This is a genomic window from Propionibacterium acidifaciens (assembly GCF_003798325.1).
GTDB lineage: Bacteria > Actinomycetota > Actinomycetes > Propionibacteriales > Propionibacteriaceae > Propionibacterium > Propionibacterium acidifaciens.
Window position 1 is genome coordinate 1,395,079 of sequence record NZ_CP033719.1, and the last position, 24,665, is coordinate 1,419,743.

The following is a 24,665-nucleotide window of genomic DNA, read 5'->3' on the forward strand; positions in this document are numbered from 1 at the left end:
TTTCTGCGAAAGGATATCAGAGGTAGAACCAGATCGCTTCATCTTGTCGCTTGTTGCGAGTGAATCAAGAGCCGAGCAAATAATCATCGATTGCGCTTCTCTTGGAATGTACACCCGGGCTCTGCGGGGCCGCAAAATGCGTACGATGAACGATCTGTACGATGAATTTTCTTCCGCCTGTCAATTCCCTTTGTATTTTGGGGAAAACTTGATGGCATTCGATGAATGCTTGTCGAGTCTAGACAATCAAGATCCTGGAAAGGGTATCGCTCTCATTGTGGTGGAACCTGATCAAATCTTGATGAATTCACCCAAACTTGAGATTGAGTTGGAATTGTTCCTGTCATGTCTGATCAATGCTGCTACAGAGTGGGGAGAGAAGATTGATTTGGGAGAATGGTGGGATCGTCCAGCGCTTCCGTTCCACATGATTCTTGTAGGCACTCAGAAACAGCTCGATGCAGTTAGCTCGAAATGGCGGAATGCGAAGAGCAATTTGACAATCGATGGTTTGACTCTTATTCAAACCTAATTTTTATGAATTTATGTGCGATGACTGCCGCGATGGCCTCGGGGAAGGTGCAGAGTGATCTTCGGTAGCCGGTGTGGAGTATCCTCCGGGTTTGAGGTTAGCGATTGCTCGTCCGACTGGGGCGCGTAGTGTGTTGATGACCTTGTGGTATTGTTTCTGGGTTTCTGTGAGTTCACCGCCGACGGGTTTTCGTTCCGGGGTGATCATGCCCAGCCCGGTGCAGCCCTTATCGGCCATCGGTGGAGTGTCGGGGAAGTGGTCGAGCAGGCCGGTGCGGTGGTGCTTGCCCGAGTACAGGCCGGGCCGGTCCCGCCAGTTCCAGCACGGCACGAGGGCTCCGTCGACGAGCGGGGTCAGGGGTAGGCCCGGGTCATCCATGGTGGGGATGAAGTCCTCGGAGGCCTCGCCCCAAGCGAGGCGTCCACCGGCGGATGACCCCGGAGGAACGGAGGACCGGCCGACATCGACGGATTCGGCGAGTTCGGCCTGTGTGCGGTTGCGGCGGTGACAGACGAGAGTGACCCTGACTTCTCCTCACTGACTCATGACCGGTGGACGTCCAGTTGCCCGCTGAGCGAGGGGATATTTGTGGATCAGGATCAGGTGGAGGGCCGCCATTGCGGGCCGCAGAGAAACCGTTCACAGGTATCGACAGCCCATTTTCTGCGGAAATGCGCGCCTCGCGAGGGGTGGGAGTGGCAACGGACTGGGAATTGTTGCAGATTTACAGTAATGATTTCCCGGACCTTCAACTCTGGAAGGAAGGCGTATCCGTTCCAAACCCGTTTAAATAATATGGCTGACATGAAACGAAACCGTATTTTTCGTGGATTTCCTGTGCTGTTTCGGATATGATCGGGACATGCAGGTTGAGGTCACCCTGGAAGAAACCGCCGTCCTGATCAGGTGGAGGAAGCGTTCCGACAATCATGTGCTGGTGCGGATGAAAGCAGAAGCGATTCTGTACGCCTCCCGTGGCGTTGATGTGGGTATCATCGCTGAAATGGTTGAGCGCACGGAGCGGACCGTGCAGGAATGGCTGGCCGACTGGCAGGCCACCAGGATGTGCTCGGTGCTGACCGGGCATGCGGGGAACCAGGACGCGGCGAAACTCACCCGCGCCCAGAAGGAAGAACTCAAGGCCATCCTGGCCCGGCCGCCCTCCCCGGCGGGTGTCCGCGCCGGGTTCTGGGACGTCCCGGCGATACGTGAGGTCGTGAAGATCCTGTTCGATGTCGAGTACCAGGCGGATTCTTCGTATCAGCTGCTCCTGCGCCTGTGCGGGCTGAGTTTCAAGCTGCCGGACCCGTTCGACGAGCACCGCAGCGAGAAAGCCATCACCCGGCGCATGGCCGAGGTGAAGACCGAAGTCAAGGCCCTGTTGGACCAAGGCTGGGAGGTCTACGCGGTCGACGAGGTCCGCTTGGAGCACGAGGCCGAGACTCGCCGTATGTGGCTCCCTAGAGGGCAGCGCACCAAGCTGTCCGTGGACCGGCAGAAGGTGGCCCAGTCGTTCTTCGGTGCGCTCTCGTTGACCAGCAAGAAGGTCAAACTGTACCCGATCGAGGGCAACCAGAACACCGAGCAGACAATCCTCGCGCTGGACCGGCTCCAACGAGAAACCGAGACAGAGAAGATCGCGGTCGTCCTGGACAACGCCCGCTTCCACCACGCGAAAGCGTTGACCGCCCTCTACGAGCCCGGCCGGCTGCTGGAGCGCATCACCCCTGTTTTCCTGCCGCCGTACGCGCCCGATCACAATCCGGTCGAGCACGTCTGGAACGCGGCCAAGAACAACACCGCGAACATTCAGCACGAGATCCCCGAAGAAACCTTCGGCGCGTTCGCCTCATACATCGCCAGCCGAACATTCGACTACGACTTCGAACACCTCCCACTCCGCGAAACCAGAAACGATTTTGTTTCATGACGGCCATAAGAGGTGTTACAAACTGATTGCCAATTACCCTGACAGATGTTTCCAGATGTGGAAATATCAAGTGACTCACGGTTCACTCCTGATTATGGCTGACATGAAACGAAACCGTATTTTTCATGGATTTCCTGTGCCGTTTCGGATATGATCGGGGCGTGCAGGTCGGGGTCACCCCGGAAGAAACAGCTGTCCTGATCAGGTGGAGGAAGCGTTCCGACAATCATGCGCTGGTGCGGATGAAAGCAGAAGCGATCCTGTACGCCTCCGAAGGAGTCAGTACCAGCATCATCGCGAAGATGGTTGAGCGGGCCGAGAGGACAGTGCAGGAATGGCCGGCCGACTGGCAGGCCACCAGGATGTGCCCGGTCCTGACCGGGCATGCCGGGAACCAGGACGCGGCGGAACCCGCCCGCGCCCAGAAGGAAGAACTCAAGGCCATCCTGGCCCAGCCGCCCTCCCCGGCGGGTGTCCGCGCCGGGTTCTGGGACGTCCCGGCGATACGTGAGGTCGTGAAGATCCTGTTCGACGCCCGGTACCAGGCGGACTCCTCCTACCAGCTGCTCCTGCGCTTGTGCGGGCCGAGTCTCGAGCCGCCCGACCCGTTCGACGAGCACCGCGACGAGAAAGCCGTCACCAGACGCATGGCCTGGGCGACGACCCAGGTCAAGGCCCTGTTGGACGCCGGCTGGGAGGTGTACGCGGTCGGCGAGGTCCGCTTGGAGCACGAGGCCTGGACCCGCCGCATGCAGCCCCCGAAAGGACAGCGCACCAGGCCGGTCCGTGGACCGGAAGAAGACGTCCCAGTTCTTCCCCGGCGCCCTCTCCCCGACCAGCAAAAAGTCAAACTGTACCCGATCGAGGGGAACCGGAACACCTGGCAGACGATCCTCGCGCTGGACCTGCTCCAACGAGAAACCGAGGCCGGCAAGATCGCGGTCGTCCCGGACAACGCCCGCTTCCACCACGCCAAGATGCTGGCCGGCCTCCACGGGCCCGGCCAGCTGCTGGAGCGCATCACGCCGATCCATCCGCCGCCGTACGCGCCCGACCACAACCCGGTCGAGCACGTCCGGAACGCGGCCAGGAACAACATCGCGACCATCCAGCGCGAGACCCCCGAAGAAACCCTCGGCGCGTCCGCCTCATACGTCACCGACCGCACCGTCGACTACGACTTCGAGCACCTTCCCGCTCCGCGAAACCAGAAACGATTTTGTTTCATGACGGCCATTGGTACCATCAGCACAGACGCCGCCAAAAACATCAATACTTACCGTACGCCGCGCCGCGGAGTCGGTGACCGTGAAGCACTCGATGGTTTAGATCCCGCAGATTTCCAAGTCGGCGACAAGAGCGCATACGCCGGCGACGAAGCGGCGGCACGCACGTTCGCCGATCCACGAATCGGAAACTACGAGAACGGGTACACCCGATTCGACATGCACCCCGACTTCAAGAATGAATTCGCGCAATATAAATCACCTTACACCGAGGGAGGTCCCAGCAGTGTTCAATATGCAATACCAGCAGGCAAGATAGATCGTTTCAACGAACTGACCATCAACCGAGAATGGGTCTCGTACGACAAGATTTCGGGTAGTTGACCAACTGGGTCACTGACACTGGAGAAAGATATGAAGAAAACAGAAAAAATAGAAGCCCCATGGCTCGGTCCCATTGAGTGGTGCACAGTCATCGGGCACCATCCGTGGGGCCTGGACGTGAGGACCGACGACTCGGACATCATCGGTGTCATCGATCTAAGATTCATCGGGGATGACATCCTCTGCATCAATCCCGAGAACTGGCCTCCCGTCGGTGCGCGGCTGAAGGTTAGGCATCAAGTAGTCATGCCGAGCGGCCAGATTCGATACACGGCACGAGAAACTGATCTGGCTCTCCCCTCGACTAGACAGGAGTGGCTGGACAGTCCCGCAGGTAAAGCCTGGCTCGCCGATCAGAACAACGACCCAGAGTCAGCCTGACATCTGCAGTGCATCCAGGCCCCTCTGGAGTGATATAGGTTTTTCAGACAGTGGTTAATGGTTGGTTTTAGGCTGCTGCCTTGTGTTGTTGTCTCCATTCGGTGTCGGCTTGGTTGGGGGTCTGGTAGTCGATCGCCGAGTGGAGACGCTTGCGATCGCATCGTGACCCGGTCCGGGCTGTCACGTCCCGGATTGCATGGTTTCGGGTCGAGTAAACCTTACGGTTCACGAGTTCTTTCTTCAAGATCGCGTTGAATGACTCGGCGGCGGCATTGTCATAGCGGCTACCGGTCCGCCCGACGGACGGGAGAATCCCGCGGTCGGTCATGAATTTCGTGTATTCGGCCGACGTGCATCGAGCCCCCCGATCCGAGTGAAAGACCGTGACACCACGGATCGGTGGACAGTTCCGCACGGCCATGGCCAAGGCCTCGGTGACGAGTCCGGTGCGCATGTGACCGGCGATCGCGTGCCCGATGATCTTTCCCGAGAAACAATCCATGACGACCGCCGGGTGGGCGAATCCCTGCCAGGTTGGAATATGCGTGATGCCGCCCACCCATTTCATTCCGGGCGCGGTGGCGGTGAAGTCTCGGCGCAGCCGGTCGGGCCGGCCCGGAAGGTCCGGCGCCGGCACGGTCGTCTTGGCTTGTTTCCGGGGTTGACAAGCAACGGGACCTGCTGCTGCCATGATCGCGGACCATGTCGAGTGAGACCTTGACGCCACTTCGGGCCAGCTCTGCGTGGATCCGGCGGTAACCGCAGGTCTGTTCGGACTCGTCGAAGAACTTGACGATGATGGCCGTCAGGTCTTCCCTCCGCTGGGTCGTCGAGGACTTGGGTCGGTTTCGCCAGGCGTAGTAGCCGGACTTGGATACTTTCACCCACCGGCACATGGACTGGATGGGGCGGTTGCCTTCTTCGCGGTGGATGCGGCGGTATTTCGCGCTCACCCGGATTCCTGGGCGGAGAAGGCCGCCGCTTTTTTCAGGAACTCGTTTTCCATGCGGGCTTCCCGGAGCTCTGCCTTCAGACGTTTGATCTCGGCGTGCTCTTCCGCGGTCATGGCATCAGTGCTGAGGTCGGGGTGTTCCTTCCGCCATCGTGCGACCCGGTTCCCGACTGTCTGCGCCACAGGACCGTACGATCTGGCTACCTCGGCTATCGGCCTGGACTTCTGGACGATCTCGAGAACGACTTGTTCCTTAAATTCCGCACTATATTTCGGTGCCGACATGATCTAATTCTACCTCACGATCATTTCACCCACTGTCCGAAAAACACCAAGCACTCCATGCACCGGTGAGGGTGTCGACACAGATTCGACCATTGCTTTTCGCGAAGGCGATCAGCCCTTCAAGGGGTCCGTTCTGGCTGGTGATTCGACATGGCCGGTCAAGGACGCTGTACACGCCATGCAAATGTGTGGGTATCGTTCTCAGTCGTACGAGAATGTCCTGTGGGATATTGGCATCTGCGGCAATGGGCCAATCGAACCTGCCCACCTTGTCGCCGACAAGATGACCGGCGTCGCCCCACTACGGATCCTCCTGCTCGGTCCCCTCCGGCGGACTGATCCTCGGCCACGAGAGCACAGCCTCACGCTCGGCGAGATAAGCGTCCTCTCCAAGTTCCCTGGTGATGGCATCCGAGGGAATGCCGCGCAGATACGCCACTCGCCGACCAGCTTGCAGTGTGGACATGTATTCCCAGAGAGCATCTTTGGCCGACTCCGATGAATCGAATGATGCCTCGATGTGATCCAAGGACAGAGCAAGCTCGTCCATGATGGTGAGAACCTGTTTGATCTCGGACTCGTCAAAACGAATCATCTTCAGTTCACGGTGCATCATTTCCTCACGGTAGGGGTAGCGTTTCAGTCCCACGTCACCGACGACACAACTCTCACCGAGGCTTATTCACAGCCACAATGAACCAGACCATGGCTAGTGGTCGCATCTCTCGCTGAGCCTCTTGTGAGCAAGTCTCTCCGTACCCTGTCAAGGGATTCAGCAGCATGAACGGCGGGGCCGACAACCTGACCCGGTCCATCGCGAAGGAGGACCCGCGCCGCAGCTGGTGAAGCAGATCCGCGACAACAGCGACGCGTTCGAACCGGTGCTCGCCCGGCGGAGCCCCGCCGGGCGACCGTCACCCGAGCTCGTCGAGGGCCTTGTCCAGCCGGTCGAGCTTGCCGGTCATCTCGCCTGTGAAGCCGGTGCGGATATCGGCCTTGAGGACGAGCGAGACGCGCGGGCTCACTGCGGCGACGGCCTCGCAGGCGTCGTGGACGACCCGCATGCACTCGTCCCAGCTCCCCTCAATGTTCGTGAACATCGCATTGGTCTCGTTGGGCAGGCCGGACTCGCGAACCACCTTGACCGCGGCGGCCACCGCGTCGTGCACGTAGCCATGGGCGTCGTCGCTCGTGGTGGGGCTGACCGAGAAGGCGATGAGCATGGCACGAGCCTACGACCGCAGGGACATCCGCGCCAGGGGCACGGGGCGAGAGCCGCGGCCGAGTGATCTGACTCCAGAGACGCGCGCACCAGGGCGCGGGGCGGGAACGAGGCGAACCGCCCGGTCAGTACGGTGCCCGGTCCGCGCCAAGGGCCCGCCGGGCGGCGCCCCGCTCCCGGCCTGGCTCGACCCTGGACGAGCGGGCCCCGTCGTGAAACAGTGAGGATGACCGCGAGGAGGCCGTCGGGCCCCACAACCGCCTCCCGAGCGGCCCGGTCCGCATGCATCGGCCCAGCGCCGGTCCTCCCTTGGAGGCATCCCATGGCCACGTGGTTCTCGCATCCGTTCAACCGGACCGATCCGGCGCGCCGACGCACCGGCACGGCGGTCCTCGTCGGCATCATCGGAGGCTTCTTCTCCGCGATCGTCAAATTCGGCTGGGAGGTGCCCTTCCCGCCCCGCACGCCCGAGCGCAATGCCACGAATCCCCCGCAGACCATGCTCGAGCACTGGTTCGGCATGAGCTCCGCCCAGTCCCACACGACCGTGTCCTTCAACCTCAACGACACGCTGCCGATCTACTCGTTCATCGTCCACTTCGCCTTCGCGATCGTCCTCGCGATCTTCTACTGCGTCATGGCCGAGTACCTTCCGAGGATCAAGCTGTGGCAGGGCGCGGCCTTCGGCCTGCTCGTGTGGATCGGCGCGCACCTCGTCCTCATGCCGCTCACCGGGATCGTCCCCTCACCCTTCCCGTGGGTCGACGGCGGCCAGACCTGGTCGGAGCACTTCTCCGAGGCGCTCGGCCACGTCGTGTGGATGTGGTCGATCGAGATCGTCCGCCGCGACCTGCGCAACCGCATCACCCACGAGCCGGACGCCGAGGTGCCGCTGGCCGGCGCGACGCGCTGAACCGGCGCCCGACCGAGGGGCGAAGGGCCGCTGCGCCGGGGCTGCGCCGGGACCCCGCGGCTGATGCCGCTCCGGTCGTGAGCCCGAGGGGCCCGGCCCGCACCGCCGTCGAATCCGCCATCGACCGCCGAGACCGAGGTCGTGAGCGCGCGGGGGCCGGGCCCGCCCGGCCGCCGCTCCCCCGCCGCGGCGCTGTCGACCGGCAACCAGACCAACAATCGCGAGAGGAACGAGACCATCCCCCGCCCCCGGCGCTGTCGGCCGGCAAGCTGTCGGTCGGCGATCCAGGCCGGGCCCGCCCGGCCGTCGTTCCCCGAACGACCGCACCGGAGGGCTCTCGTCGGAGCGGCCCGGTCGGACCGGCCCCGGTCGGAAGGCGCGGCCGCAGGCGGCAGACCCGCTCCGCTCCCCTCATCCGCCGTGGCCTTCAGGTCCGCACAACCACCGGCCGCAGCGCCGTCTCGCGGTCGCAGGCTGCCACGAGGCCCGGGTCGTGGGTGATGACGAGCGCCCCTGCGCCCGCGACACCGGCCCAGACGTCATCCATGAGCGCCTCGGCCGTGTCGTGGTCGAGGTGCTCGGTGGGCTCGTCGAGGATGACGAGCCGGTCGCGGTCGCGGCCGACGAGCACGCGGGCCATCGCGACGCGGCGGGCCTCGCCGCCGGAGAGGGTGGCCCCCTCCTCCCCCACCTCGCGGTCGGGGCTCATGGCCGCCAGCCCGGCTGCGTCGAGCGCGGCGCGCACCTGCCCGTCCGTGGCGTCCCGGTCGCCGATGCGCACGTTCTCGGCGATCGTCGTGGCGAAGATGTGGGCGTCCTGGGCCAGGTAGCCGATGCCCGACGGGGCCGTGAGCGCGCCGCCGCGCGGGGGGATGAGACCCATGATCGTGGCCGCCAGGGTCGTCTTGCCGGTGCCGGACGGGCCGGTGAGCGCCACCCGCTCCCCGGGGGCCACGGTGAGGCCGATGCCGTCGACGATGACCGGGCCGCCCGGCCAGCCGATCGCCAGCTCGTCGAGCACGAGCTCGCGCACGCCGTTGTCGACGCCGATCTCGCGGTCGCCGCTGCCGACGGGCTCGGCGGACAGGAGAGCGAGGACGCGGCCGAGCGACGACCGGGCGCGGGTGAGGTTCTGGGCCCCCTTGATGAGGTCGTTGAAGCCCTCGTTGAGAGCGAGCGGCGTGAGGACGAGGACGGCGAGCTCGCGGGCGAGGAGCGTGCCGGCGGCGACCTCGTGCCCTCCGATGAGCAGCCCGCCGACCACCGCCGCCGCGCACATGAGCATCTGGCCCGCCGAGGCCAGGCCGCGGGTCCAGGCCGCGCGGGCCTCGGCCGCGGCCAGCTCGCCGTCGAGTTCGCGCAGCCCGGCCAGGGCGGTGCCGACGTCCCCGTAGGCGACGAGCTCGGGCGCGCAGCGGGCCAGCCGCCGCACCTCGTCGCCGAGGCGGCCGCGCAGGGGCGCCGCCGCCCGGTCGGCCCGCTCGGAGAGCCGCTGGCCGAGCCGGGGCAGGGCGAAGCCGGCGAGGACGCTCGTGACGAGCAGCAGCACGGCGTCCGCCGGTGAGAGCGCCCCCATGAGCGCGCTCGAGGCCGCTATGACGAGACCGGCGCCGGCGAAGGGCACGAGGACGCGCACGACGACGTCGAGGACGCCCTCCACGTCGGCGGTGACGCGCACGAGCAGGTCGCCGCGCCGGCTGCCGAGCAGCGTGGTGCGGGCCAGGCGGGCGAAGACGGTCTCGCGCAGGGCGCTCTCCATGCGCAGCGCCAGGTCGTGGCCGAGGAGGCGTTCGGCGTAGCGGAAGGCGCCCCGCCCGATGCCGAAGAAGCGGACGAGCACGGAGGCCGCGAGCAGGTGGAGCACGGGCGGGTGCTCTGCGGCGCGGGACAGCAGCCAGCCGGCCACGCCCATGAGGCCGACGGACGAGCCTGCCGCGCAGAAGGCCAGCAGGACGGAGCCGACGAACCGGAGGCGGCCGGCCGGGACGACCCCGAGCAGCGCGCGCACGAGCCGGCCCGGGGTGGTGACGCGCCGGGCCGGGGCGAGGACGGGCTGCGCCTCGGGCTCGGGGACCCGTCGGCGCAGGGCGTGCGGGTGCCCGGCGTCGGACAGGAGGAAGGCGTCCTCGGACCCGGCGGGCCCCTCGCCGCCGACTCCCACGACCCCCGCGCGCCCGGACACCTCGTCGCAGGACCCGCCCGTTACCCTGTTGGTGGTGTCGGCGATGGGGTGCCGGCAGCCGGGGCCCGGCTCCCCGTCGCCGGGGCCGGCGTCCGGCTCCGGGACGGGCCGCGGCGGGACGACCTCGACGACCCGGTCGGCCATCTCCAGCAGCGCCGGGCGGTGCGAGATGATGACGGCCGAGGCGCCGCTGGCGCGGACGGCCTCGAGGGCGCGGGCCTCGGTGGGCTGGTCGAGACCGGCCGTCGGCTCGTCGAGCACGAGGAGGCGCGCCCCGCCCAGCTCGATGCGCAGCAGGGCGCGGGCCAGGGCGACCCGGCGGCGCTCGCCGGAGCTGAGGCCCTCGCCCTCGTCGGCCACGACGCGGTCGAGGGCCAGCGCCTCCCCTCCGGCGCGGTCGAGGGCGTCGCGCAGCCGGGCGTCGTCGGCCTCCGGGAAGCCGATGCGGACGTTGTCGGCGATCGTCCCGCCCGGCATGGCCGGGTCCTGGGAGACGTAGGCGATGCGGGCCCGCCACTGGTCGGGGTCGACGCTCGCCAGGTCGACACCGCCGACGAGGACGCGGCCGCCGGTGGCGGCCCGGAAGCCCATGAGGACGCTGAGGGCGGTGGACTTGCCGCCGCCGGAGGGGCCGGCCAGGGCCAGCACCCGGCCCGGCTCGATCCGGCAGCTGAGCGGGGCGAGGGCGGGGCGGTCGGCGCCCGGGTAGGTGACCGACAGCTCGTCGAGGACCACCGGCACCCGCCCGGGGTCGGGGGCCGGGGCGGTGCCGCCGATCCGTCCGGCCTCGGCCCGCTCGATGACCTCGAACGCCTTGGCCGCGGCGGCGGTGCCGTCGGCGGAGTCGTGGAAGTGGACGCCGACCTGACGGATCGGCAGGTAGACCTCGGGGGTCAGGATGAGGACGAACAGGGAGGTGCGCAGGTCGAACCGGGCGTCGACGACGCGCATGCCCATCGAGACGGCCACGAGCGCGACCGACAGGGTGCTGATCAGCTCGAGCACGAAGGACGACAGGAAGGCCAGGCGCAGGGTCCGCATCGTCTCGGTGCGGTGGGCGCGCTCGGTGATGCGCAGGCCCTCGAGCTGGGCGCGGGCGCGGCCGAAGACCTGCAGGGTCGGCAGGCCCGCGACGAGATCGGCGAAGTGGTTCGACAGGCGGGCCTGCTGGGCGAAGCGCCGGTCGACCTGCCGCTGGGTGGCGATGCCGATGAGCGCCATGAAGACGGGGATGAGCGGGATCGTGGCGGCGATCATGAGCGCCGAGCGCAGATCCTGGGTGAGGATGGCGACGCCGATGACCAGCGGCACGCTGACGGCCATCATGAGCTGCGGCAGGTACTTCGAGTAGTAGCCGTCGAGGGCGTCCAGGCCCTGGGTGACGAGCGTGATGAGCGTGCCCGAGGGGGTCGAGGCGTCGTCGGGCAGCGCGAGACGGGCCCGCATGACGTCGGTGCGCAGCTGGGACTTCACCGCCGAGCAGGCGCGGTGGGCGAACAGCTGGGACAGCCAGTTCAGGCCGGCGCGGGCGGCGAGGACGGCCAGCAGCCCGGCGGCGACGGGCCCGATGCCGTCCATGGCTCCCGTGTCGACGACGCGGGCGACGCCGTCGGAGAGGAGGCGCGCCTGGGCCAGGACGAGGAGGGCCGTCGCCACGCCGACGAGGGCGACGGCGACGAGGAAGAACCGCGTCGCCTTGGCGCGCCTGACGAGGCGCGGATCGAGCGGACCCGGCATGGGCGGACCTCCCTGGTCATCGTGCGCCGTCGTCGGCCGGACGCCGGCACGGCATTTTTCACAGTACAACTCGTGAAAATTATGCCGCGATCGTCACCCCGGCCCCGCGCCGTCGACGGTTCCGGGGGCCGGCAGGCTCTCGCGAGGGTGGGACGTCACCCGCCCCCGCGCCGCCGTCGGTCCTCACGCCCAGATCGTGGTCGCGACCTCGTTCGGCTCGGTCTCGTGCTCGGGCAGCTCCCGGCCGCTGATCCGCCTGTGGAAGACCCAGTAGCTCCAGATCTGGTAGGCCAGCACGACCGGCACGACGCAGGCCGCGAAGATCGTCATGAGCCTCAGCGTGTGCGGCGAGCTGGACGCGGTGACCATGGTGAGGGGGTCCCCCATGTCCGCCGGGACGAAGCCGAGCGTCCCGTAGATCCTCGTGAAGATCATGACGAACAGGGCGACGATCGTCGCCCCGGTGAGGAGGAAGGCCCAGCCGTTGCGCTCGACGCGCTGGGCCAGGACCGCCACGGCCAGGGCGAGGACCGAGCCGAGGCCGGCGACCCACACGACGACGCCGGCCGCGGTGCCGAGGTAGGGGTTCCGTCCGGCGCCGTGGACGGTGCAGGCGATGACGACGAAGGCCGCCAGGACGGCCACGGTGACAGGGCCGAGGGTCCGCAGGAGCGCCATGGCCCGCTCGCGCACCTCGCCGTAGGTCTTGAGGGCGAGGAAGACGGCGCCGTGGGTGCAGAACAGCAGGACGAAGAGCGCGCCGCCGAGCAGACCGAACGGGTTGAACAGGCTCCAGAAGCCCCCGGTGAACAGGTTCGGGGAGCCGAAGGCCGTCGGGTCGGGGGCGACCGGCAGGCCACGGACGAAGTTCGCGAAGCCGATCCCGAGCACCAGCGAGACGACGAGGGAGCCGATGCTCGCGCAGGCGTCGAAGGCGTCGCGCCAACGGTCGTCGGGCATCTTGGCGCGGTACTCGAAGGAGACGCCGCGCGCGATGAGCCCGACGAGGACGAGGAACAGCGGCAGGTAGAGGGCGCTGAACAGCGTCGAGTACCAGCCCGGGAAGGCCGCGAACATGCCGCCGCCGGCGGTCAGCAGCCACACCTCGTTGCCGTCCCAGGTGGGGCCGATGGTGTTGATCATGACGCGGCGGCGCCCGGGATCCCGGCCCAGGACCGGGTAGAGCATGGCGACGCCGAAGTCGAAGCCCTCGAGGAAGAAGAAGCCCGTCCACAGGAGAGCGATCAGGCAGAACCAGACGACCTGCAGGGGGCTCGCGCCGAGCTCGATCTGCAGGGGGACCGCTCCGGTCAGCATGGTGGTCAGCATGTCAGTCACCTCAGTACGCGAAGGACATCGGACGGTCGGCTCCGTCCGCGACGGGGTCGACCAGCTCGGGCAGGCCCTCGCGGATCGTCCGGATGAACAGCATGAGCACGACGACCGCCACCGCCGCGTAGACGAGCGTGTAGAGGATCATCGTGAACAGCAGGTCGCCGGCGCCGTTGCCCGGCGAGACGCCCGCCGCTGTGGGCAGGACGCCGTAGACGAGCCACGGCTGACGGCCCATCTCGGTGAGGATCCAGCCGAAGGAGTTGGCGAACAGCGGCAGGAACGGCAGGCACACCATGACGGCGGTGAAGAATCGCCCGCCCCGGGGGACGCGCCCTGTGCGGGTGAGCCACAGCATGACGACGCCGACGAGGATGGCCAGGCAGCCGAGCCCGATCATGAGGCGGAAACTGCAGAAGTTCACCATGATGTTCGGCACGGGGTCGACGGGCATGCCCTTGAGCTCGGAGGCGAAGGCGTCCTGCAGCTGGTTGACCTCGCCGTCATCGGTCCGGTAGCCCTCGTCCAGGTACTGCTGGCGCAGGTCCTGGATGCCCTGGACGGTGGCGTTCGGGTCGTGTTGGGCGAGGACCGACAGGACATAGGGCACCTCGATGCTCAGCGCCTTGTGGTAGGTGGTCTGCTCGCCGTCGCCCTCGGTCGTGATGATGGCGACGACGGAGAACGGCGCCCCGTCCTCGGTCTCGGTGAGGCCCTCCGAGGCGGCCAGCTTCATGGGCTGGTAGCGGGTCTCGAGCTGGGCCTGCAGATCGCCGGAGACGAGGGTGACGAGGCCGGCGAACAGCAGCACCCAGGCGCCCAGCCGTGCGGACCTGCGCCAGGTGGCGGTGTCGGGCTCGACGCCGGCCTCGGCCTGGGCCGCACGGCGCTTGGCCGCCAGCCACCAGCCGCTCACCCCGAGCAGGAGGGCGCCGGCCACCATGAGGGAGGCGCCGAGCTGGTGGGGCAGGGTCGCGAGGAAGAACGGGTTGGTGAGCACGTCGGTGAAGCTCGCCAGTTCGGCGCGTCCGGTGGCCTCGTTGTAGACCGCGCCGACAGGGTTCTGCATCCAGCAGTTGGCGGAGAGGATGAAGGCGGCCGAGGCGGTGGTGCCGATGGCGACCAGGTAGATGCAGGCAAGGTGCAGTCCCCTGGGCAGGCGGTTCCAGCCGAAGATCCACAGGCCGATGAAGGTCGACTCCATGAAGAAGGCGACGAGCGCCTCGAGCGCGAGGGGGGCGCCGAAGATGTCGCCGACGAACCGGGAGAACTCCGACCAGTTCATGCCGAACTGGAACTCCTGCACGATGCCGGTGACGACGCCGGCGGCGAAGTTGATGAGCATGAGTTTGGCGAAGAACTTCACCAGGCGCAGCCACTGGTCGTCCTTCGTGCGCAGCCATGCCGTCTGCATTCCCGCCATGAGCCAGGTGATGCCGATGGTGAGGGGGACGAAGAAGAAGTGGTAGACGGTGGTGATGCCGAACTGCCACCGCGAGAGAACCTCAGCATCCATGGACGCAGGCTAGGGCCCCGCGACACCCTGACGCAAAGCTCCGGAACAGGGCCGTTCGCGTCCGGCTGACGGATTCGCCCCGGATGATCTCGACAGCCGTTTAATCATGGTCCCAGCCATGCAAAAGAATGGGTGACACGCCTTGTGACGAGGATTCCACCGGGGCGGTTCACCGGCCGCGAACGACGGCGGCCCGCACCCCGGGAACCGGCCGCTCCGGGGCGGCAGGTACGGGACCGGGGCACCGCGGGCGACTGCCCGCACTCGTCCACACCTCCGCCCGGATGGTGCGTGCGCAGCGGCCGGACGACCGACCGCCCGCACCCCGTGCCCGCGACCGACCGCGGGGCCGGGACGCCATGAGCCCGGGGCGGCTCAGGGCCGCGGGAGCAGCGGGGCGTCGTCGGGACCGACCAGGCCGACGGGCCAGGGGTAGTCCTCCGCCGGCCCGAGGTCCCGCTCCCACGGCGCCGGGCCGTCGAGCCCGTCGGTGATGCCCATGTAGACGCGGAACAGCTCGGCCGTGGCCCTGGCGTCCCCCAGGGCCGAGTGCGCGTGGTGCAGGCCGACGCCGGTGGCCCGGCAGCAGTCGGCGAGCTTGAACGTGGCCGGGCGGGGGCGCAGCAGGGCGCGTCCCAGGCGCATCGTGCAGGCCCGGGGCATCATCGGCCCCGGGAGCGGGACGCCGGCGCGACGCAGCTCGGCATCGAGGAAGGGCACGTCGAAGGAGGCGTTGTGGGCGACGACGAGACGCCCGCGCAGCTGCTCGACGAGGCGCCCGGCGATCTGCTCCATGGTCGGCGCGCCGGCGACGTCCTGCTCGGTGATGCGGTGCACGGCGGTGGCGCCGACGCTGCGCCCCGGCTGGACGAGCGTGCCCCACTCCCCCTGGCCCCGGCCGCGTCCGTCGAGCAGCACGACGCCGATCTCGACGATCCGGTCCCCCCGGCGTGGTGAGAAACCGGTGGTCTCAAGGTCGAGCACTGCGTATCCGGGCATGGAACGATTCTTCCACCGAACCGGAAGCCCCCGTCGCCCCTCGTCATCGCGATTTCGACGCACCGGGGCGATGGCATCGGCCGCCGCCGGGGCCCTTCGCGGCGCGCAACCGGAGGATGCGAGGAACGGACGGCTCCCCCTGAACCGGCCCGTTCTCATAAAATGAGCACGCCACAGGAGAGGATCGATCGTCATGAGTACACCCCAGCAACCAGGATCCGGCGGACCCGGGCAGAACGGGCCCTGGATGGACCAGCCGCCCCAGCCCGCCAACGGATGGCAGCCCGGCGGCGCCCCGCCCCAGGGCCCCGGCGGCCAGAATCCCCAGGGCTGGCAGCAGCCTCAGCCAGGCGGTCAGCCGCCCCAGCACGACGGCCAGCAGCCCCAGTCGCCCTACGGGCAGTCCGCGGCCTTCGCCGCGCAGGGTCCGCAGGGCCCCGCGCAGCCCGGCCCGGGCCAGCCGAACGCCTTCCCCGGCCAGCCCGCCGGCCCCCAGGGTCAGCCCGGCCCCGGCCAGCCGAACGCCTTCCCCGGCCAGCCCGCCGGCCCCCAGGGTCAGCCCGGCCCCGGCCAGCCGAACGCCTTCCCCGGCCAGCCCGCCGGCCCCCAGGGTCAGCCCGGCCCCGGCCAGCCGAACGCCTTCCCCGGCCAGGGCACCGCCTTCGCCGCCCCCGGCGCCGCATTCCCGGGAGGCCTGCAGACGGGCTCGGCGACGAAGCCGAAGTCCAGGAAACTCGCCATCATCATCGGCAGCATCGTTCTCGCGCTCATCATCGGCACGGTGATCGCCATCGTCCTCGCCGCCGGGGGATCCGACCAGACGAAGGCCAAGAAGACAGTCACCGATTATCTCACCGCCGTCTCCGAGGGCAACGCCAGCAAGGCCAAGGACTACCTGTCGAACAGCCTCGATGACACCTCGCTGCTCACCGACGACGTGCTGAAGGACTCGCTCTCGCGCGCCCCGATCTCCAACATCGTCGTGAGCGACGCGGCCCAGGGGCCCACCAACTACGAGTTCGACGTGCCCGCCACCTACACGATCGGCGACAAGGACGTCTCGACCACCTTCGAAGTCGACTTCTTCTCCAAGAAACCGGTCATCGCCACCAGCTCGTACCTCTCGTTGTCCTCGTTCGACGGCGTCACCGTCACGGTCAACGGCACCGCCCCCAGCAGCACCTCGCCGTACGTCTTCCCCGGCGACTACAAGGTCTCCACCGACCACCAGTACCTGACGATCAACGGCAGCGACATGCAGGCCTACGACCCCGCAGACGGCTACGTGAGCGGTTCGGACCTCGAGCTGGCCGTCTCCGACGCCGGCGTCCAGATGTTCCGCCAGAAGGTCATCTCCGAGGCCCAGGCCTGCCTGGCCTCGACGAAGATCGACCCCGGGTGCGGCGCGAAGCTGGCGGATCTGGACGACGGCTCGCAGATCAAGGAGGACTCGGTGCACCGCACCCAGGACGCCGAGAACGCCGCCAAGCTGCAGTCGGTGACCCCCGAGCCCGGCATCACGACGCCGACCGTCATCAAGGCCGATTACTACGATCTCGGCAAGATGGACATCACCGCCTCCTGCGGCAAGGACGGCAACTGGAGCAACTGCGAGCTGTACGGCTTCGGCTCCGGCTCGGGCATGTACTTCGGCTCCCCGTCCATCGACCTCAACGATCCCGACCTCAAGGTCGTCTGGGGGTGATCGGGCCCTCGTGCACCGTTCCGCGCACGGGGCAGTGCACTGACGCCTGCCCTTCCCCTGCTCCCACCTCACTTTTCTGCTGACACCCGGGACATGTCCGAGGTGAGAACGCAAAGGTGAGGCGGGAACCCGAAGGTGAGGCGAGAGCATAAAAACGAGGCGGGAACGCGCAGGTGGAACGCAAAAGCGGGGCGGGGACGAGGAGGACGCCGCGCGAAGGGCGCAGCGACCATGCTTCGCCTCCCCCGGCCCGCACCCCATGCCCCGGGCTGTGCCCTGACCGACCACGTCGAGTGCGATGGACAGAGCCCCGCACCCCATGCCCTAGGCTGTGCTCCATGACGAACCCCACGAAACCCGACGTCGTCCTGCCCTCCACCGTTCCCACCAGCCTCGTCGTCGAGGACCTCGTCGAGGGCGACGGCGACGAGGCCGCCAACGGCGCGCTCGTCGACGTCCACTACGTGGGGGTCGCATTGAGCACCGGCGCCGAGTTCGACTCGAGTTACGACCGCGGCGACCCGCTGACCTTCCGGCTCGGCGCCGGCCAGGTCATCTCCGGCTGGGACCGCGGTGTGCGCGGCATGCGAGAGGGCGGACGCCGTCAGCTCACCATCCCTCCGCACATGGGTTACGGCGCCCGCGGCATCGACGGCGTGATCAAGCCGGACGAGACCCTCGTGTTCGTCTGCGATCTCGTGGGCGTCCACTGAAGCCCGTTCACAGCGCCGATGAACCGAGTCATGCCATGACCAGGGGCTGCTCCTCGCTGGACCTCCTGCGAACAGGCCCCACCGGGTTGAGGAGGCTGACGAGCAGCGGGCGGGGGAGGGGCCCGGACGAGCGGTACGCCCCGCCGAACGGTCTGCGGAGAGCGCCCGGCGAGCCGGACGACCGACGCACGGCTGCGGAGCCCGGCAGCGGAACGACGGCCGATGCACGAGGACGCCGACGCGAGAACATCGCGTAAGAAAGGCTCGTCCTGATGGCAGCGGGATGACGTCCGTCGCTCGAGGACCCCGACCGTCCGGGGAGACGATCCGAAGAAGAAGCGGTGGGCTCGGCGCATCCGATCTCGCCGAGCCCACCCCGCCGCCCGATCATGGGGAGCCGGGCATGCCCCTGGGCCCGTCCCCACGAGCGGCGCTCCGCGCGGTGCGCGGAGCCGGGTTCCCCGATCCACAGGAGGGAACCTCATCTTGTGGGAGCCGGGCGTCGATCCGAGGCTCCGCGCCCGACCCACTGGCAGTGATGATGACTCGTCAATGCCGGGGCTTCCTTCGAGACTCCGTTGAGTCCTCTGTGAGAACGGGGCCCGTCGGCCCCGGACTCTCAGCGATGACGCAGCTGGGTGACCGTGGCCGTGCCGCCGTCGCCCCGCGATGAGTCCACGCGGGGATGAAAGGAGCGTCGAGGGCCGCGAACCGGTTCCCGGAGTGCTCCGCGGCATCGGGAGGGGGCGTCATGACGGTGGTGACCAGCCGGTGGGCGGGCTCGTCCGGACCGCTCAGGGCATTGACCCAGCCCTCCCCCGCGTCGACGTCGAGGGAGCGGCCCAGCGGAGCGGCCCAGCGGAGCGGCCATCACGGCCCCGAGCGTGATGATGTCGTGCAGGACGAGGGCCTCGGCCAGCGAGCGCACCAACGGCTCGCACGCTCCGATCCCCTTCTCGACCAGCCGGTGCTGCATGATCCGGCAGAGCCCGCCCAGCTGGTGGACGAACTCGTAGTCGTAACGCGTCGACCACGGCTCGGGAAGGGTCCGTCGGATGTGGCTCTTCCCGAGTTCGCCGAGACGGGCCCCTCAGGGCAGTTCGGCGAGACCCTCCAGGTCCTCGGTGAGGGAGCGATCGCAGGGATCGGCGCCGAGGGCGAAGCAGCGCGCAGCGTCCTCGCCGAGGGCCGCCACGAGCAGCGGTGAGCAGCCCTCCGCCAGGGCGGAGGGGATGTCGTCCCATTCCGGGAGGCCGAGTCGTCCTCCTGCGCCCCGCATGACGGCGTCGAGGGTCTCCGGATCCTCCCAGGCGCGACGGATGGCCTCCTCGTCATCGCTGTCGAGGGGGCCGAGCAGCTCGGGATCGTCCAGCCATGCGGGCCCGGAGCGGGCATTCGGCCGCTCCCACCCCAGCCCCAGGGCCCGCCACACCGCGGGCTGCCTGTCCTCCCGCACCCGGGTGCGCCCCCTGCTCGTGGTTGCGCCGACTCTGCTCGGAGACCCCGGCGCGCCGGGCCATCTCCCGGGTCGACGGACCGGGTTCCCCGCGCCGGGCTCGCATCGCCACGGCGATGTCCGGGTCGTCGGGTTCGTGATGCACGGATTTCATGCTCCTACGGCTCATGCCCATGCTCCTGCGCGGTCCTTCGGATGGTTCGCGTCTCGCCCGAGGGGTCCGACATGCCCGCGGGGCCCACGCCGGCCAAGAGCGCGCCAGCAGACGATGCGGGAGTCCCCGGGGGAGTCACAGGGAACTCCCCCGGCCGCTCGGCCAGCCCCGACGGCCCGGGCCGTCGGGGCCGCCGCGGCCGGCTCAGCGTTGCAGCATCCCAACGGCCTGCTCGCCCGTCCAGCTGTACTCGGTCATCTCGATGACGCGCGAGGGCGCCAGCTCCTCGCCCCAGCCGATGCCGGCGCAGGAGACGGCGACGGCGATGCAGGCGTCCTGGAGCCCGGGCACCAGCCACTCGGGCTCGGCCTGCTCGTTGACCAGCTCGTCGAACTCGTGGTGGTCGCCGGCGATGGCGGCGCGGACGGTGAGCATGGCGTAGGCCCGGGCGGCGACCTCGGACTGCTCCTGCGACTCCGTCACCAGACGCTGGCCCAGCACCGTGGCCACGAGGTGGGGCAGCTGCTCGGGGGTCAGGCCGGCGCCCTGCTCGGCGAGCCAGTCCGGCACGAGGACGGGCTCGCCGGAGTCGACGGCGGCGCGCATGCGCCTGCCCAGGTCGGTGAGCATGCTGCAGGCCAGCGTCAGGGCGCCCACGAACTGGCAGACGAAGGTGACGCCGTAGGTGAGCCAGTTGCTCTCGTCCGAATCGCCGATGCCCTCGCCGGCCTCGACGGCCCGCGCGTCGGCCAGCAGCACGTCCCTGTTGAGCCGCCAGGCCTCCTCCCAGGGGATCGTCACGGAGTAGGGCTGGTAATGGATCTCGCCGTTCTCGTCCGGCGCGGGCGCGGGCACGGGTTCGGCGTCCGGGTCGCCCCACCACCGCCCCGTGACCGGGTAGGCGATCTTCTTGTCGTGGCTCATGCTCATGGTCGGGCCCTTCACGTGCGGGAACTCGCGGGGTGCGGATCACCGGCCGCCGGGACGTCCGCAGCGCCGAGACTACCGGGCGGGTCCCGGTCGGGCCTCGGAGGGGCGCCGGCTTGCCCCCGCCGGCGGGCCGGGGGAGGCTGGACCCAGGGCACTCGGACGGCGCCGAGGAGGGCGGTCATGGACGAACGGATCATCACCATCGCGGATCATGCGCGCAGCAGCGAGGAGGCGGCGGTCAAGACCGTCCTCCACAGCACCGACACGAGCAGCACCTCGGTGTGGGTCGTCCGGCCCGGTCAGCAGGTGCGGCTGCACAGGCACCACCACGCCGGCGACGTGTGGGTCTGTCTGGCCGGCACCGGTCTCTACCATCCCGGGCCCGGCGTCGACGTGCCGCTGCGCGCCGGCCAGGTGGCCGTGGCCCCGAAGGAGGCCTGCCACGGGCTGACCAACACCGGCGACGAGGACGTCGTCTTCGTCAGCGTCTGCCCCGAGACGAGCGACTACGAGCCGATCGACTGATCGCCGCCGCCGGCCAGCGGCAGGGCGACGGCGAGGACCAGCTCGTCGTCCTCGAGGGAGGCCTCGACGGTGCCGTCCATCCGCGCCACCAGCTCGGCGACGATCGACAGGCCCAGCCCGGCGTGCGGGCCGCGCCTGGCCGGATCGGTGCGGTAGGAGCGCTCGAAGAGCCGCGCCAGCTCACGCGCGTGCACCTCGGGGGCCCGGTTGGCCACGACCAGCACCGCCAGCCCGCGATCGGCGGACAGTTCGACGCGCAGCCCGCCGTCGCCGTGCACGAGCCCGTTGGAGACGAGGTTCGTCACGACGCGGGTCAGCGCCGTCCGGTCGGCCATCACCATCACCGAGCGCGGCGGAAGGCTCACCCGCGGCGCGACGCCGCGCACGGAGAGGTGCGCCCGGTGGCCCAGCAGGGTCTGCGAGACGAGCGCCGTGGCATCGACCCGTTCGATGGTCAACTCGTGGTCGTCCGAGTCCAGCACGCTCAGCTCGAAGAACTCGTCGACCAGCCTCGACAGGTCGTCCACCCTGGCCAGAACCGTGTTCATGCGCTCCGGGGAGGCCTGCGGCCCGTCGCGCTCGAGGAGCTGCAGATAGCCCTTGACGGCGATCATCGGCGTCCTGAGGTCGTGGGAGATGTTGGCCATCTCCTGGCGCAGGCGCTGCTCGCGGCGCCGGGCGTCGGCCAGAGCCGACTGCTGGGCCTGCCTGGTGAGGTCGATCTGCGCGGCGAGGGCCTCCAAGGCGTCCCCGCTGGCGTCGACGACGAGGGGCTCGCGCGAGTCCGACTCCCTGCGCGCCTCCACCTGGTCGCCGAGGCGGCGGATCCGTGCCCGCTGCCGCCGGAGCCGCCATCCGAGCACGACCGTGACGGCCGCCAGCGCGGCCGTCACGGTCCATCCGAGCATGCCCCGATCCTGTCAGCTCAGCTCGCGCCGGCGCAGCAGCGCCGCGCAGCCCGCCAGGCAGGCGGGAACCGCCACCGCGACGAGGAGCCACGCATGCGCGAGGATCTCCGGTTCGGCCCAGGCGCGGGAGATGGAGAAGACGAAGTGCATGGGGTTGAGCTGCTGCACCGTGCCGATCCAGTGGTGATCCGCGTGCGACAGCGCGCTGAGGATGACGTCCGCGACCATGAGGGCGATGACCACGGCCAGGGAGGCGATGCGGCTCCCCGTGAGCACCGTGACGAGCGCCGCGACGAGCATGACCGTCAGGTAGAGGCAGAACTCGGTGCCGACGAAGCCGAGCCAGGTGCGGACCTGGGCCGCGGTGACCGACTGGTCGTAGTGGGCCAGGGTGAGGAGAAGGCTCACGACGTTGTGCACGAGCCACAGGACGGCCGTGAGGACGGTGACGATGAGCACCTTCGAGAGGAAGAGCCTCTCCTGGGACTGGCCGCCGGCGACCGCCAGCTTCGTGATGCCGTCGCGGTCATCGGCGGAGACGACCATCACCATGGTGAGCACCATGCCGAGGATCGCGAAGAGCCCGAAGCAGGAGGCCGTGTAGAGGAGCTCCCAGAAGGCGGGGTGCGCGGGATCGGTGAAGCCGAAGCCGTAGAAGCCGTCGATGAGGGCCACGCCGTCCTTGTGACCGATGACGCCGCCGAACGCGAAGGTGCTCCCGCCGTGCATCATGAGTGCGAAGAGCGCCAGCAGGAGGACGAAGCAGGCGGCCGCGATCCGGGCGAAGCGCGAACGGACGAAGCGGTAGGAGTCGGCGCGGACGATGTTGACGAACATCTCAGGCCCCCTTCACGAGCTCGGTGTAGTAGTTCTCGAGGCTCATGGAGCGCGCCTCGAGCGCGCCGACCGCGACGCCGGCGTCGACCAGCGCCGCGTTGAGGGCGGCCGCGTCCTCGAGGCGCTCGGCCAGGACGATCCCGCCGTCGCCGATCGTGTAGCGGCGCACGCCGAAGGACTCCTCGAGGACGGTGGCGGCCCGGGCCGGATCGTCGACGCCGATGCGCAGGCTCCGCTCGCAGCGGGCGTGCAGCTCGTCGGCGCTGATCTGCTGGACGAGCCGTCCGTGGTGGATGAACCCGTAATGGCTGGCGAACAGGTCGAGTTCGGCCAGCAGGTGGGAGGAGACGAGGACGGTCGTGCCCTGCTCGCGGGCCCGCCGGACGAGTTCGTGGCGGATCGCGATCATCCACGTGGGGTCGAGGCCGTTGACCGGCTCATCGAGGACGAGCAGTTCCGGGTCGCCCAGGAAGGCGCTGGCCAGGGCGAGGCGCTGGCGCATGCCGAGCGAGAAGGAGCGCACCTTCTTCCCGCCCTCGTCGGCGAGCCCGACGATCTCGAGGGCCTCGTCGGTCCAGTGGCGCCCGGCGAGGCCCCGCTGGACGCGCAGCGCCTCGACGTGCTGCCTGGCGGTGAGGTCGAGGCAGAGCGCCGGGACGTCGATGAGGGCGCCCGCGCGGCGGCGCTGCCTGTTCAGGCCCGTGGTCCGCCCGAACAGCGAGAGCTCGCCGGCGCTGGGGCGCGCCAGGCCGGTGAGCAGCCGGATGAGCGTCGTCTTGCCGGCGCCGTTCTGACCCACGAGGCCGTAGATCTGCCCGGTCCCCACCTCGATCGACACGTCGTCGAGCGCCTTGAGGCGCCCGTAGGCCTTGCCCAGCCCCTGCGTTCGGATGACGGTCTCCATCACTGCTCCTGATCCGGGGTTCGCCCCGCGCGTCCGCCCCTGCGGCGATGCCATGATCCTGTCGGGTCGACCTCAAGAGAATGTGAAGCCGGCCCTCAAGACTTCGTCAAGGATCGGGGGCGCGGCCCCGGCGCTCCCGGGGGAGCCGGGCATGCCGCTGAGGACGGGGGTGGGTGAAGGACGGCACCGGCGTTCCCGACAGGACGGACGACAGCGGCCCGTCCCCACGCGGCCGGGCCCGGGGCGGGCCGCTCAGGCCGGTCGCAGCGTGTAGCCGATCCCCCAGACCGTCCGTATCGGGTCGGCGCCGCAGGCCTCGCGGATCTTGCGCCGCAAGTTCGACACGTGCGTGTTGACGGTCCGCTCGTCGTAGCCGACCGACTCGCCCCAGACCTCGGCGTACAGCTGCGGTTTGGAGAAGACCAGGCGCGGGGCCCTCATGAGCACGGTGAGCAGGCCGAACTCGGTGCTCGTCAGGGCCAGTTCGCGCCCGCCCGCGGCGGCGCGGTGCTCCGTCTCGTCGAGCACGAGGCCGGCGGTCTCGTGGACGGTCCTGGCGGCGCAGGCCCCGCCCGCCCTGCGCAGCGCGGCCTCGGCCCGGGCGACCACCTCGTCGACGTCGAAGGGCTTCGTGACGTAGTCGTCGGCCCCCATGCGCAGCAGGTCGACCTTGCTGCGGGTGGTCTCGCGGGCGGAGACGACGATGACCGGCACCTGGGAGGAGGCGCGGATCGACGCCAGCACCTCGTCGCCGCTCTTGAAGGGCAGCATGAGGTCGAGCAGCACCAGGTCGGGTCGGGCGGTGCGGGCCAGCCGGATGCCGTCGGGGCCGGTGAGGGCGGACACGACGCGATAGCCCTGCTCGGCGAAGATCTCGCCGAGCAGGCGACCGGCCTGTCTGTCGTCCTCGACGATCAGCACCACGGGGTTCGCGCTCACAGG

The 24,665-nt window shown here is 68.7% G+C and carries 22 protein-coding genes and 2 pseudogenes; 8 read left to right on the forward strand and 16 right to left on the reverse strand.

Annotated features, from left to right (window positions below; translation table 11 throughout):
* The first annotated feature begins 145 nt into the window (after positions 1-145).
* The 4 genes from EGX94_RS05915 to EGX94_RS05935 all read left to right on the forward strand — a co-directional run bounded on the left by EGX94_RS05915 (position 146) and on the right by EGX94_RS05935 (position 4,453).
* Positions 146-532 (forward strand): barstar family protein, encoded by a 387-nt coding sequence (locus EGX94_RS05915; protein ID WP_162142629.1) that lies wholly within the window; start codon positions 146-148, stop codon positions 530-532.
* Positions 533-1,394: 862 nt separating this feature from the next.
* Positions 1,395-2,462: an IS630 family transposase gene (locus EGX94_RS05925; protein ID WP_081707277.1), complete on the forward strand. Its 1,068-nt coding sequence runs from the start codon at positions 1,395-1,397 to the stop codon at positions 2,460-2,462.
* A gap of 161 nt (positions 2,463-2,623) precedes the next feature.
* On the forward strand, positions 2,624-4,072 hold the full coding sequence (locus EGX94_RS05930) for a transposase (protein WP_123826029.1): 1,449 nt from the start codon (positions 2,624-2,626) through the stop codon (positions 4,070-4,072).
* Positions 4,073-4,102: 30 nt separating this feature from the next.
* On the forward strand, positions 4,103-4,453 hold the full coding sequence (locus EGX94_RS05935) for an LCCL domain-containing protein (RefSeq protein WP_021796359.1): 351 nt from the start codon (positions 4,103-4,105) through the stop codon (positions 4,451-4,453).
* A gap of 67 nt (positions 4,454-4,520) precedes the next feature.
* On the opposite strand, the gene EGX94_RS05940 is transcribed toward EGX94_RS05935, so the two are convergent.
* The 5 genes and pseudogenes from EGX94_RS05940 to EGX94_RS05960 all read right to left on the reverse strand — a co-directional run bounded on the left by EGX94_RS05940 (position 4,521) and on the right by EGX94_RS05960 (position 6,913).
* Positions 4,521-5,144: an IS3 family transposase gene (locus EGX94_RS05940; RefSeq protein WP_081707276.1), complete on the reverse strand. Its 624-nt coding sequence runs from the start codon at positions 5,142-5,144 to the stop codon at positions 4,521-4,523.
* 64 nt (positions 5,145-5,208) lie between these two features.
* Positions 5,209-5,349, reverse strand: a pseudogene (locus tag EGX94_RS14305) (IS3-like element ISAar4 family transposase); the annotation flags it as partial.
* A gap of 53 nt (positions 5,350-5,402) precedes the next feature.
* Entirely contained in the window at positions 5,403-5,690 is a 288-nt protein-coding gene (locus EGX94_RS05950) for a transposase (RefSeq protein ID WP_043120143.1), read from the reverse strand.
* Between the two features lie 301 nt (positions 5,691-5,991).
* Positions 5,992-6,339: a hypothetical protein gene (locus EGX94_RS05955; RefSeq protein WP_123826031.1), complete on the reverse strand. Its 348-nt coding sequence runs from the start codon at positions 6,337-6,339 to the stop codon at positions 5,992-5,994.
* Between the two features lie 265 nt (positions 6,340-6,604).
* A complete protein-coding gene (locus EGX94_RS05960) occupies positions 6,605-6,913 on the reverse strand; it encodes a thiamine-binding protein (RefSeq protein WP_021796358.1) in 309 nt (102 codons plus the stop codon).
* A 321-nt stretch (positions 6,914-7,234) separates the two neighbouring features.
* On the opposite strand from EGX94_RS05960, the gene EGX94_RS05965 reads away from it, so the two are divergent.
* Positions 7,235-7,825 (forward strand): YagU family protein, encoded by a 591-nt coding sequence (locus EGX94_RS05965; RefSeq protein ID WP_021796364.1) that lies wholly within the window; start codon positions 7,235-7,237, stop codon positions 7,823-7,825.
* A gap of 427 nt (positions 7,826-8,252) precedes the next feature.
* Here the strand turns inward: EGX94_RS05965 and cydC are convergent, their stop codons facing one another.
* The 5 genes and pseudogenes from cydC to EGX94_RS05985 all read right to left on the reverse strand — a co-directional run bounded on the left by cydC (position 8,253) and on the right by EGX94_RS05985 (position 15,591).
* Positions 8,253-9,833 (reverse strand): thiol reductant ABC exporter subunit CydC, encoded by a 1,581-nt coding sequence (gene cydC / locus EGX94_RS13755; protein WP_226906077.1) that lies wholly within the window; start codon positions 9,831-9,833, stop codon positions 8,253-8,255.
* A 294-nt stretch (positions 9,834-10,127) separates the two neighbouring features.
* A pseudogene (gene cydD / locus EGX94_RS13760) lies at positions 10,128-11,744 on the reverse strand (thiol reductant ABC exporter subunit CydD); the annotation flags it as partial.
* Positions 11,745-11,927: 183 nt separating this feature from the next.
* The gene (gene cydB, locus EGX94_RS05975; protein ID WP_021797372.1) at positions 11,928-13,073 is read right to left on the reverse strand and encodes a cytochrome d ubiquinol oxidase subunit II; all 1,146 of its coding nucleotides are present in this window, start codon (positions 13,071-13,073) and stop codon (positions 11,928-11,930) included.
* A gap of 10 nt (positions 13,074-13,083) precedes the next feature.
* Positions 13,084-14,592, reverse strand: coding sequence for a cytochrome ubiquinol oxidase subunit I (locus EGX94_RS05980; protein ID WP_021797374.1), 1,509 nt, complete (start codon positions 14,590-14,592; stop codon positions 13,084-13,086).
* Between the two features lie 375 nt (positions 14,593-14,967).
* Complete coding sequence (locus tag EGX94_RS05985) at positions 14,968-15,591, reverse strand: 3'-5' exonuclease (protein ID WP_021797373.1); 624 nt, start codon at positions 15,589-15,591, stop codon at positions 14,968-14,970.
* Between the two features lie 193 nt (positions 15,592-15,784).
* On the opposite strand from EGX94_RS05985, the gene EGX94_RS05990 reads away from it, so the two are divergent.
* Together EGX94_RS05990 and EGX94_RS05995 are read left to right on the forward strand one after the other, a co-directional pair.
* Positions 15,785-17,296 carry a hypothetical protein gene (locus EGX94_RS05990; RefSeq protein WP_123826035.1) on the forward strand — a complete coding sequence of 504 codons (1,512 nt, stop codon included), beginning with the start codon at positions 15,785-15,787 and terminating at the stop codon, positions 17,294-17,296.
* 338 nt (positions 17,297-17,634) lie between these two features.
* Positions 17,635-18,009 carry an FKBP-type peptidyl-prolyl cis-trans isomerase gene (locus EGX94_RS05995; RefSeq protein WP_021798411.1) on the forward strand — a complete coding sequence of 125 codons (375 nt, stop codon included), beginning with the start codon at positions 17,635-17,637 and terminating at the stop codon, positions 18,007-18,009.
* Between the two features lie 1,090 nt (positions 18,010-19,099).
* On the opposite strand, the gene EGX94_RS06000 is transcribed toward EGX94_RS05995, so the two are convergent.
* Positions 19,100-19,465 (reverse strand): hypothetical protein, encoded by a 366-nt coding sequence (locus tag EGX94_RS06000; protein WP_123826037.1) that lies wholly within the window; start codon positions 19,463-19,465, stop codon positions 19,100-19,102.
* Positions 19,466-19,823: 358 nt separating this feature from the next.
* The gene (locus EGX94_RS06005; RefSeq protein ID WP_021798404.1) at positions 19,824-20,549 is read right to left on the reverse strand and encodes a hypothetical protein; all 726 of its coding nucleotides are present in this window, start codon (positions 20,547-20,549) and stop codon (positions 19,824-19,826) included.
* A gap of 180 nt (positions 20,550-20,729) precedes the next feature.
* Between EGX94_RS06005 and EGX94_RS06010 the strand changes: the two genes are divergently transcribed.
* The gene (locus tag EGX94_RS06010; protein ID WP_021798410.1) at positions 20,730-21,074 is read left to right on the forward strand and encodes a cupin domain-containing protein; all 345 of its coding nucleotides are present in this window, start codon (positions 20,730-20,732) and stop codon (positions 21,072-21,074) included.
* Here the strand turns inward: EGX94_RS06010 and EGX94_RS06015 are convergent.
* The 4 genes from EGX94_RS06015 to EGX94_RS06030 all read right to left on the reverse strand — a co-directional run bounded on the left by EGX94_RS06015 (position 21,056) and on the right by EGX94_RS06030 (position 24,662).
* A complete protein-coding gene (locus EGX94_RS06015; protein ID WP_021798413.1) occupies positions 21,056-21,982 on the reverse strand; it encodes a sensor histidine kinase in 927 nt (308 codons plus the stop codon). The genes EGX94_RS06010 and EGX94_RS06015 overlap by 19 nt on opposite strands.
* A 12-nt stretch (positions 21,983-21,994) precedes the next feature.
* On the reverse strand, positions 21,995-22,819 hold the full coding sequence (locus EGX94_RS06020) for an ABC-2 family transporter protein (RefSeq protein ID WP_021798405.1): 825 nt from the start codon (positions 22,817-22,819) through the stop codon (positions 21,995-21,997).
* A gap of 1 nt (position 22,820) precedes the next feature.
* The gene (locus tag EGX94_RS06025; RefSeq protein WP_021798412.1) at positions 22,821-23,723 is read right to left on the reverse strand and encodes an ABC transporter ATP-binding protein; all 903 of its coding nucleotides are present in this window, start codon (positions 23,721-23,723) and stop codon (positions 22,821-22,823) included.
* A gap of 252 nt (positions 23,724-23,975) precedes the next feature.
* Positions 23,976-24,662 (reverse strand): response regulator transcription factor, encoded by a 687-nt coding sequence (locus EGX94_RS06030; RefSeq protein WP_028706360.1) that lies wholly within the window; start codon positions 24,660-24,662, stop codon positions 23,976-23,978.
* Positions 24,663-24,665 lie beyond the last annotated feature (3 nt).

Coding starts and splice junctions, on each gene's coding strand:
- EGX94_RS05915 (WP_162142629.1), top strand. CDS start 146: ATGAACGATCTGTACGATGAATTTTCTTCCGCCTGTCAATTCCCTTTG.
- EGX94_RS05925 (WP_081707277.1), top strand. CDS start 1,395: ATGCAGGTTGAGGTCACCCTGGAAGAAACCGCCGTCCTGATCAGGTGG.
- EGX94_RS05935 (WP_021796359.1), top strand. CDS start 4,103: ATGAAGAAAACAGAAAAAATAGAAGCCCCATGGCTCGGTCCCATTGAG.
- EGX94_RS05940 (WP_081707276.1), bottom strand. CDS start 5,144: ATGGCAGCAGCAGGTCCCGTTGCTTGTCAACCCCGGAAACAAGCCAAG.
- EGX94_RS05950 (WP_043120143.1), bottom strand. CDS start 5,690: ATGTCGGCACCGAAATATAGTGCGGAATTTAAGGAACAAGTCGTTCTC.
- EGX94_RS05960 (WP_021796358.1), bottom strand. CDS start 6,913: ATGCTCATCGCCTTCTCGGTCAGCCCCACCACGAGCGACGACGCCCAT.
- EGX94_RS05965 (WP_021796364.1), top strand. CDS start 7,235: ATGGCCACGTGGTTCTCGCATCCGTTCAACCGGACCGATCCGGCGCGC.
- cydB (WP_021797372.1), bottom strand. CDS start 13,073: ATGCTGACCACCATGCTGACCGGAGCGGTCCCCCTGCAGATCGAGCTC.
- EGX94_RS05980 (WP_021797374.1), bottom strand. CDS start 14,592: ATGGATGCTGAGGTTCTCTCGCGGTGGCAGTTCGGCATCACCACCGTC.
- EGX94_RS05985 (WP_021797373.1), bottom strand. CDS start 15,591: ATGCCCGGATACGCAGTGCTCGACCTTGAGACCACCGGTTTCTCACCA.
- EGX94_RS05990 (WP_123826035.1), top strand. CDS start 15,785: ATGAGTACACCCCAGCAACCAGGATCCGGCGGACCCGGGCAGAACGGG.
- EGX94_RS05995 (WP_021798411.1), top strand. CDS start 17,635: ATGACGAACCCCACGAAACCCGACGTCGTCCTGCCCTCCACCGTTCCC.
- EGX94_RS06005 (WP_021798404.1), bottom strand. CDS start 20,549: ATGAGCATGAGCCACGACAAGAAGATCGCCTACCCGGTCACGGGGCGG.
- EGX94_RS06010 (WP_021798410.1), top strand. CDS start 20,730: ATGGACGAACGGATCATCACCATCGCGGATCATGCGCGCAGCAGCGAG.
- EGX94_RS06015 (WP_021798413.1), bottom strand. CDS start 21,982: ATGCTCGGATGGACCGTGACGGCCGCGCTGGCGGCCGTCACGGTCGTG.
- EGX94_RS06020 (WP_021798405.1), bottom strand. CDS start 22,819: ATGTTCGTCAACATCGTCCGCGCCGACTCCTACCGCTTCGTCCGTTCG.
- EGX94_RS06025 (WP_021798412.1), bottom strand. CDS start 23,723: ATGGAGACCGTCATCCGAACGCAGGGGCTGGGCAAGGCCTACGGGCGC.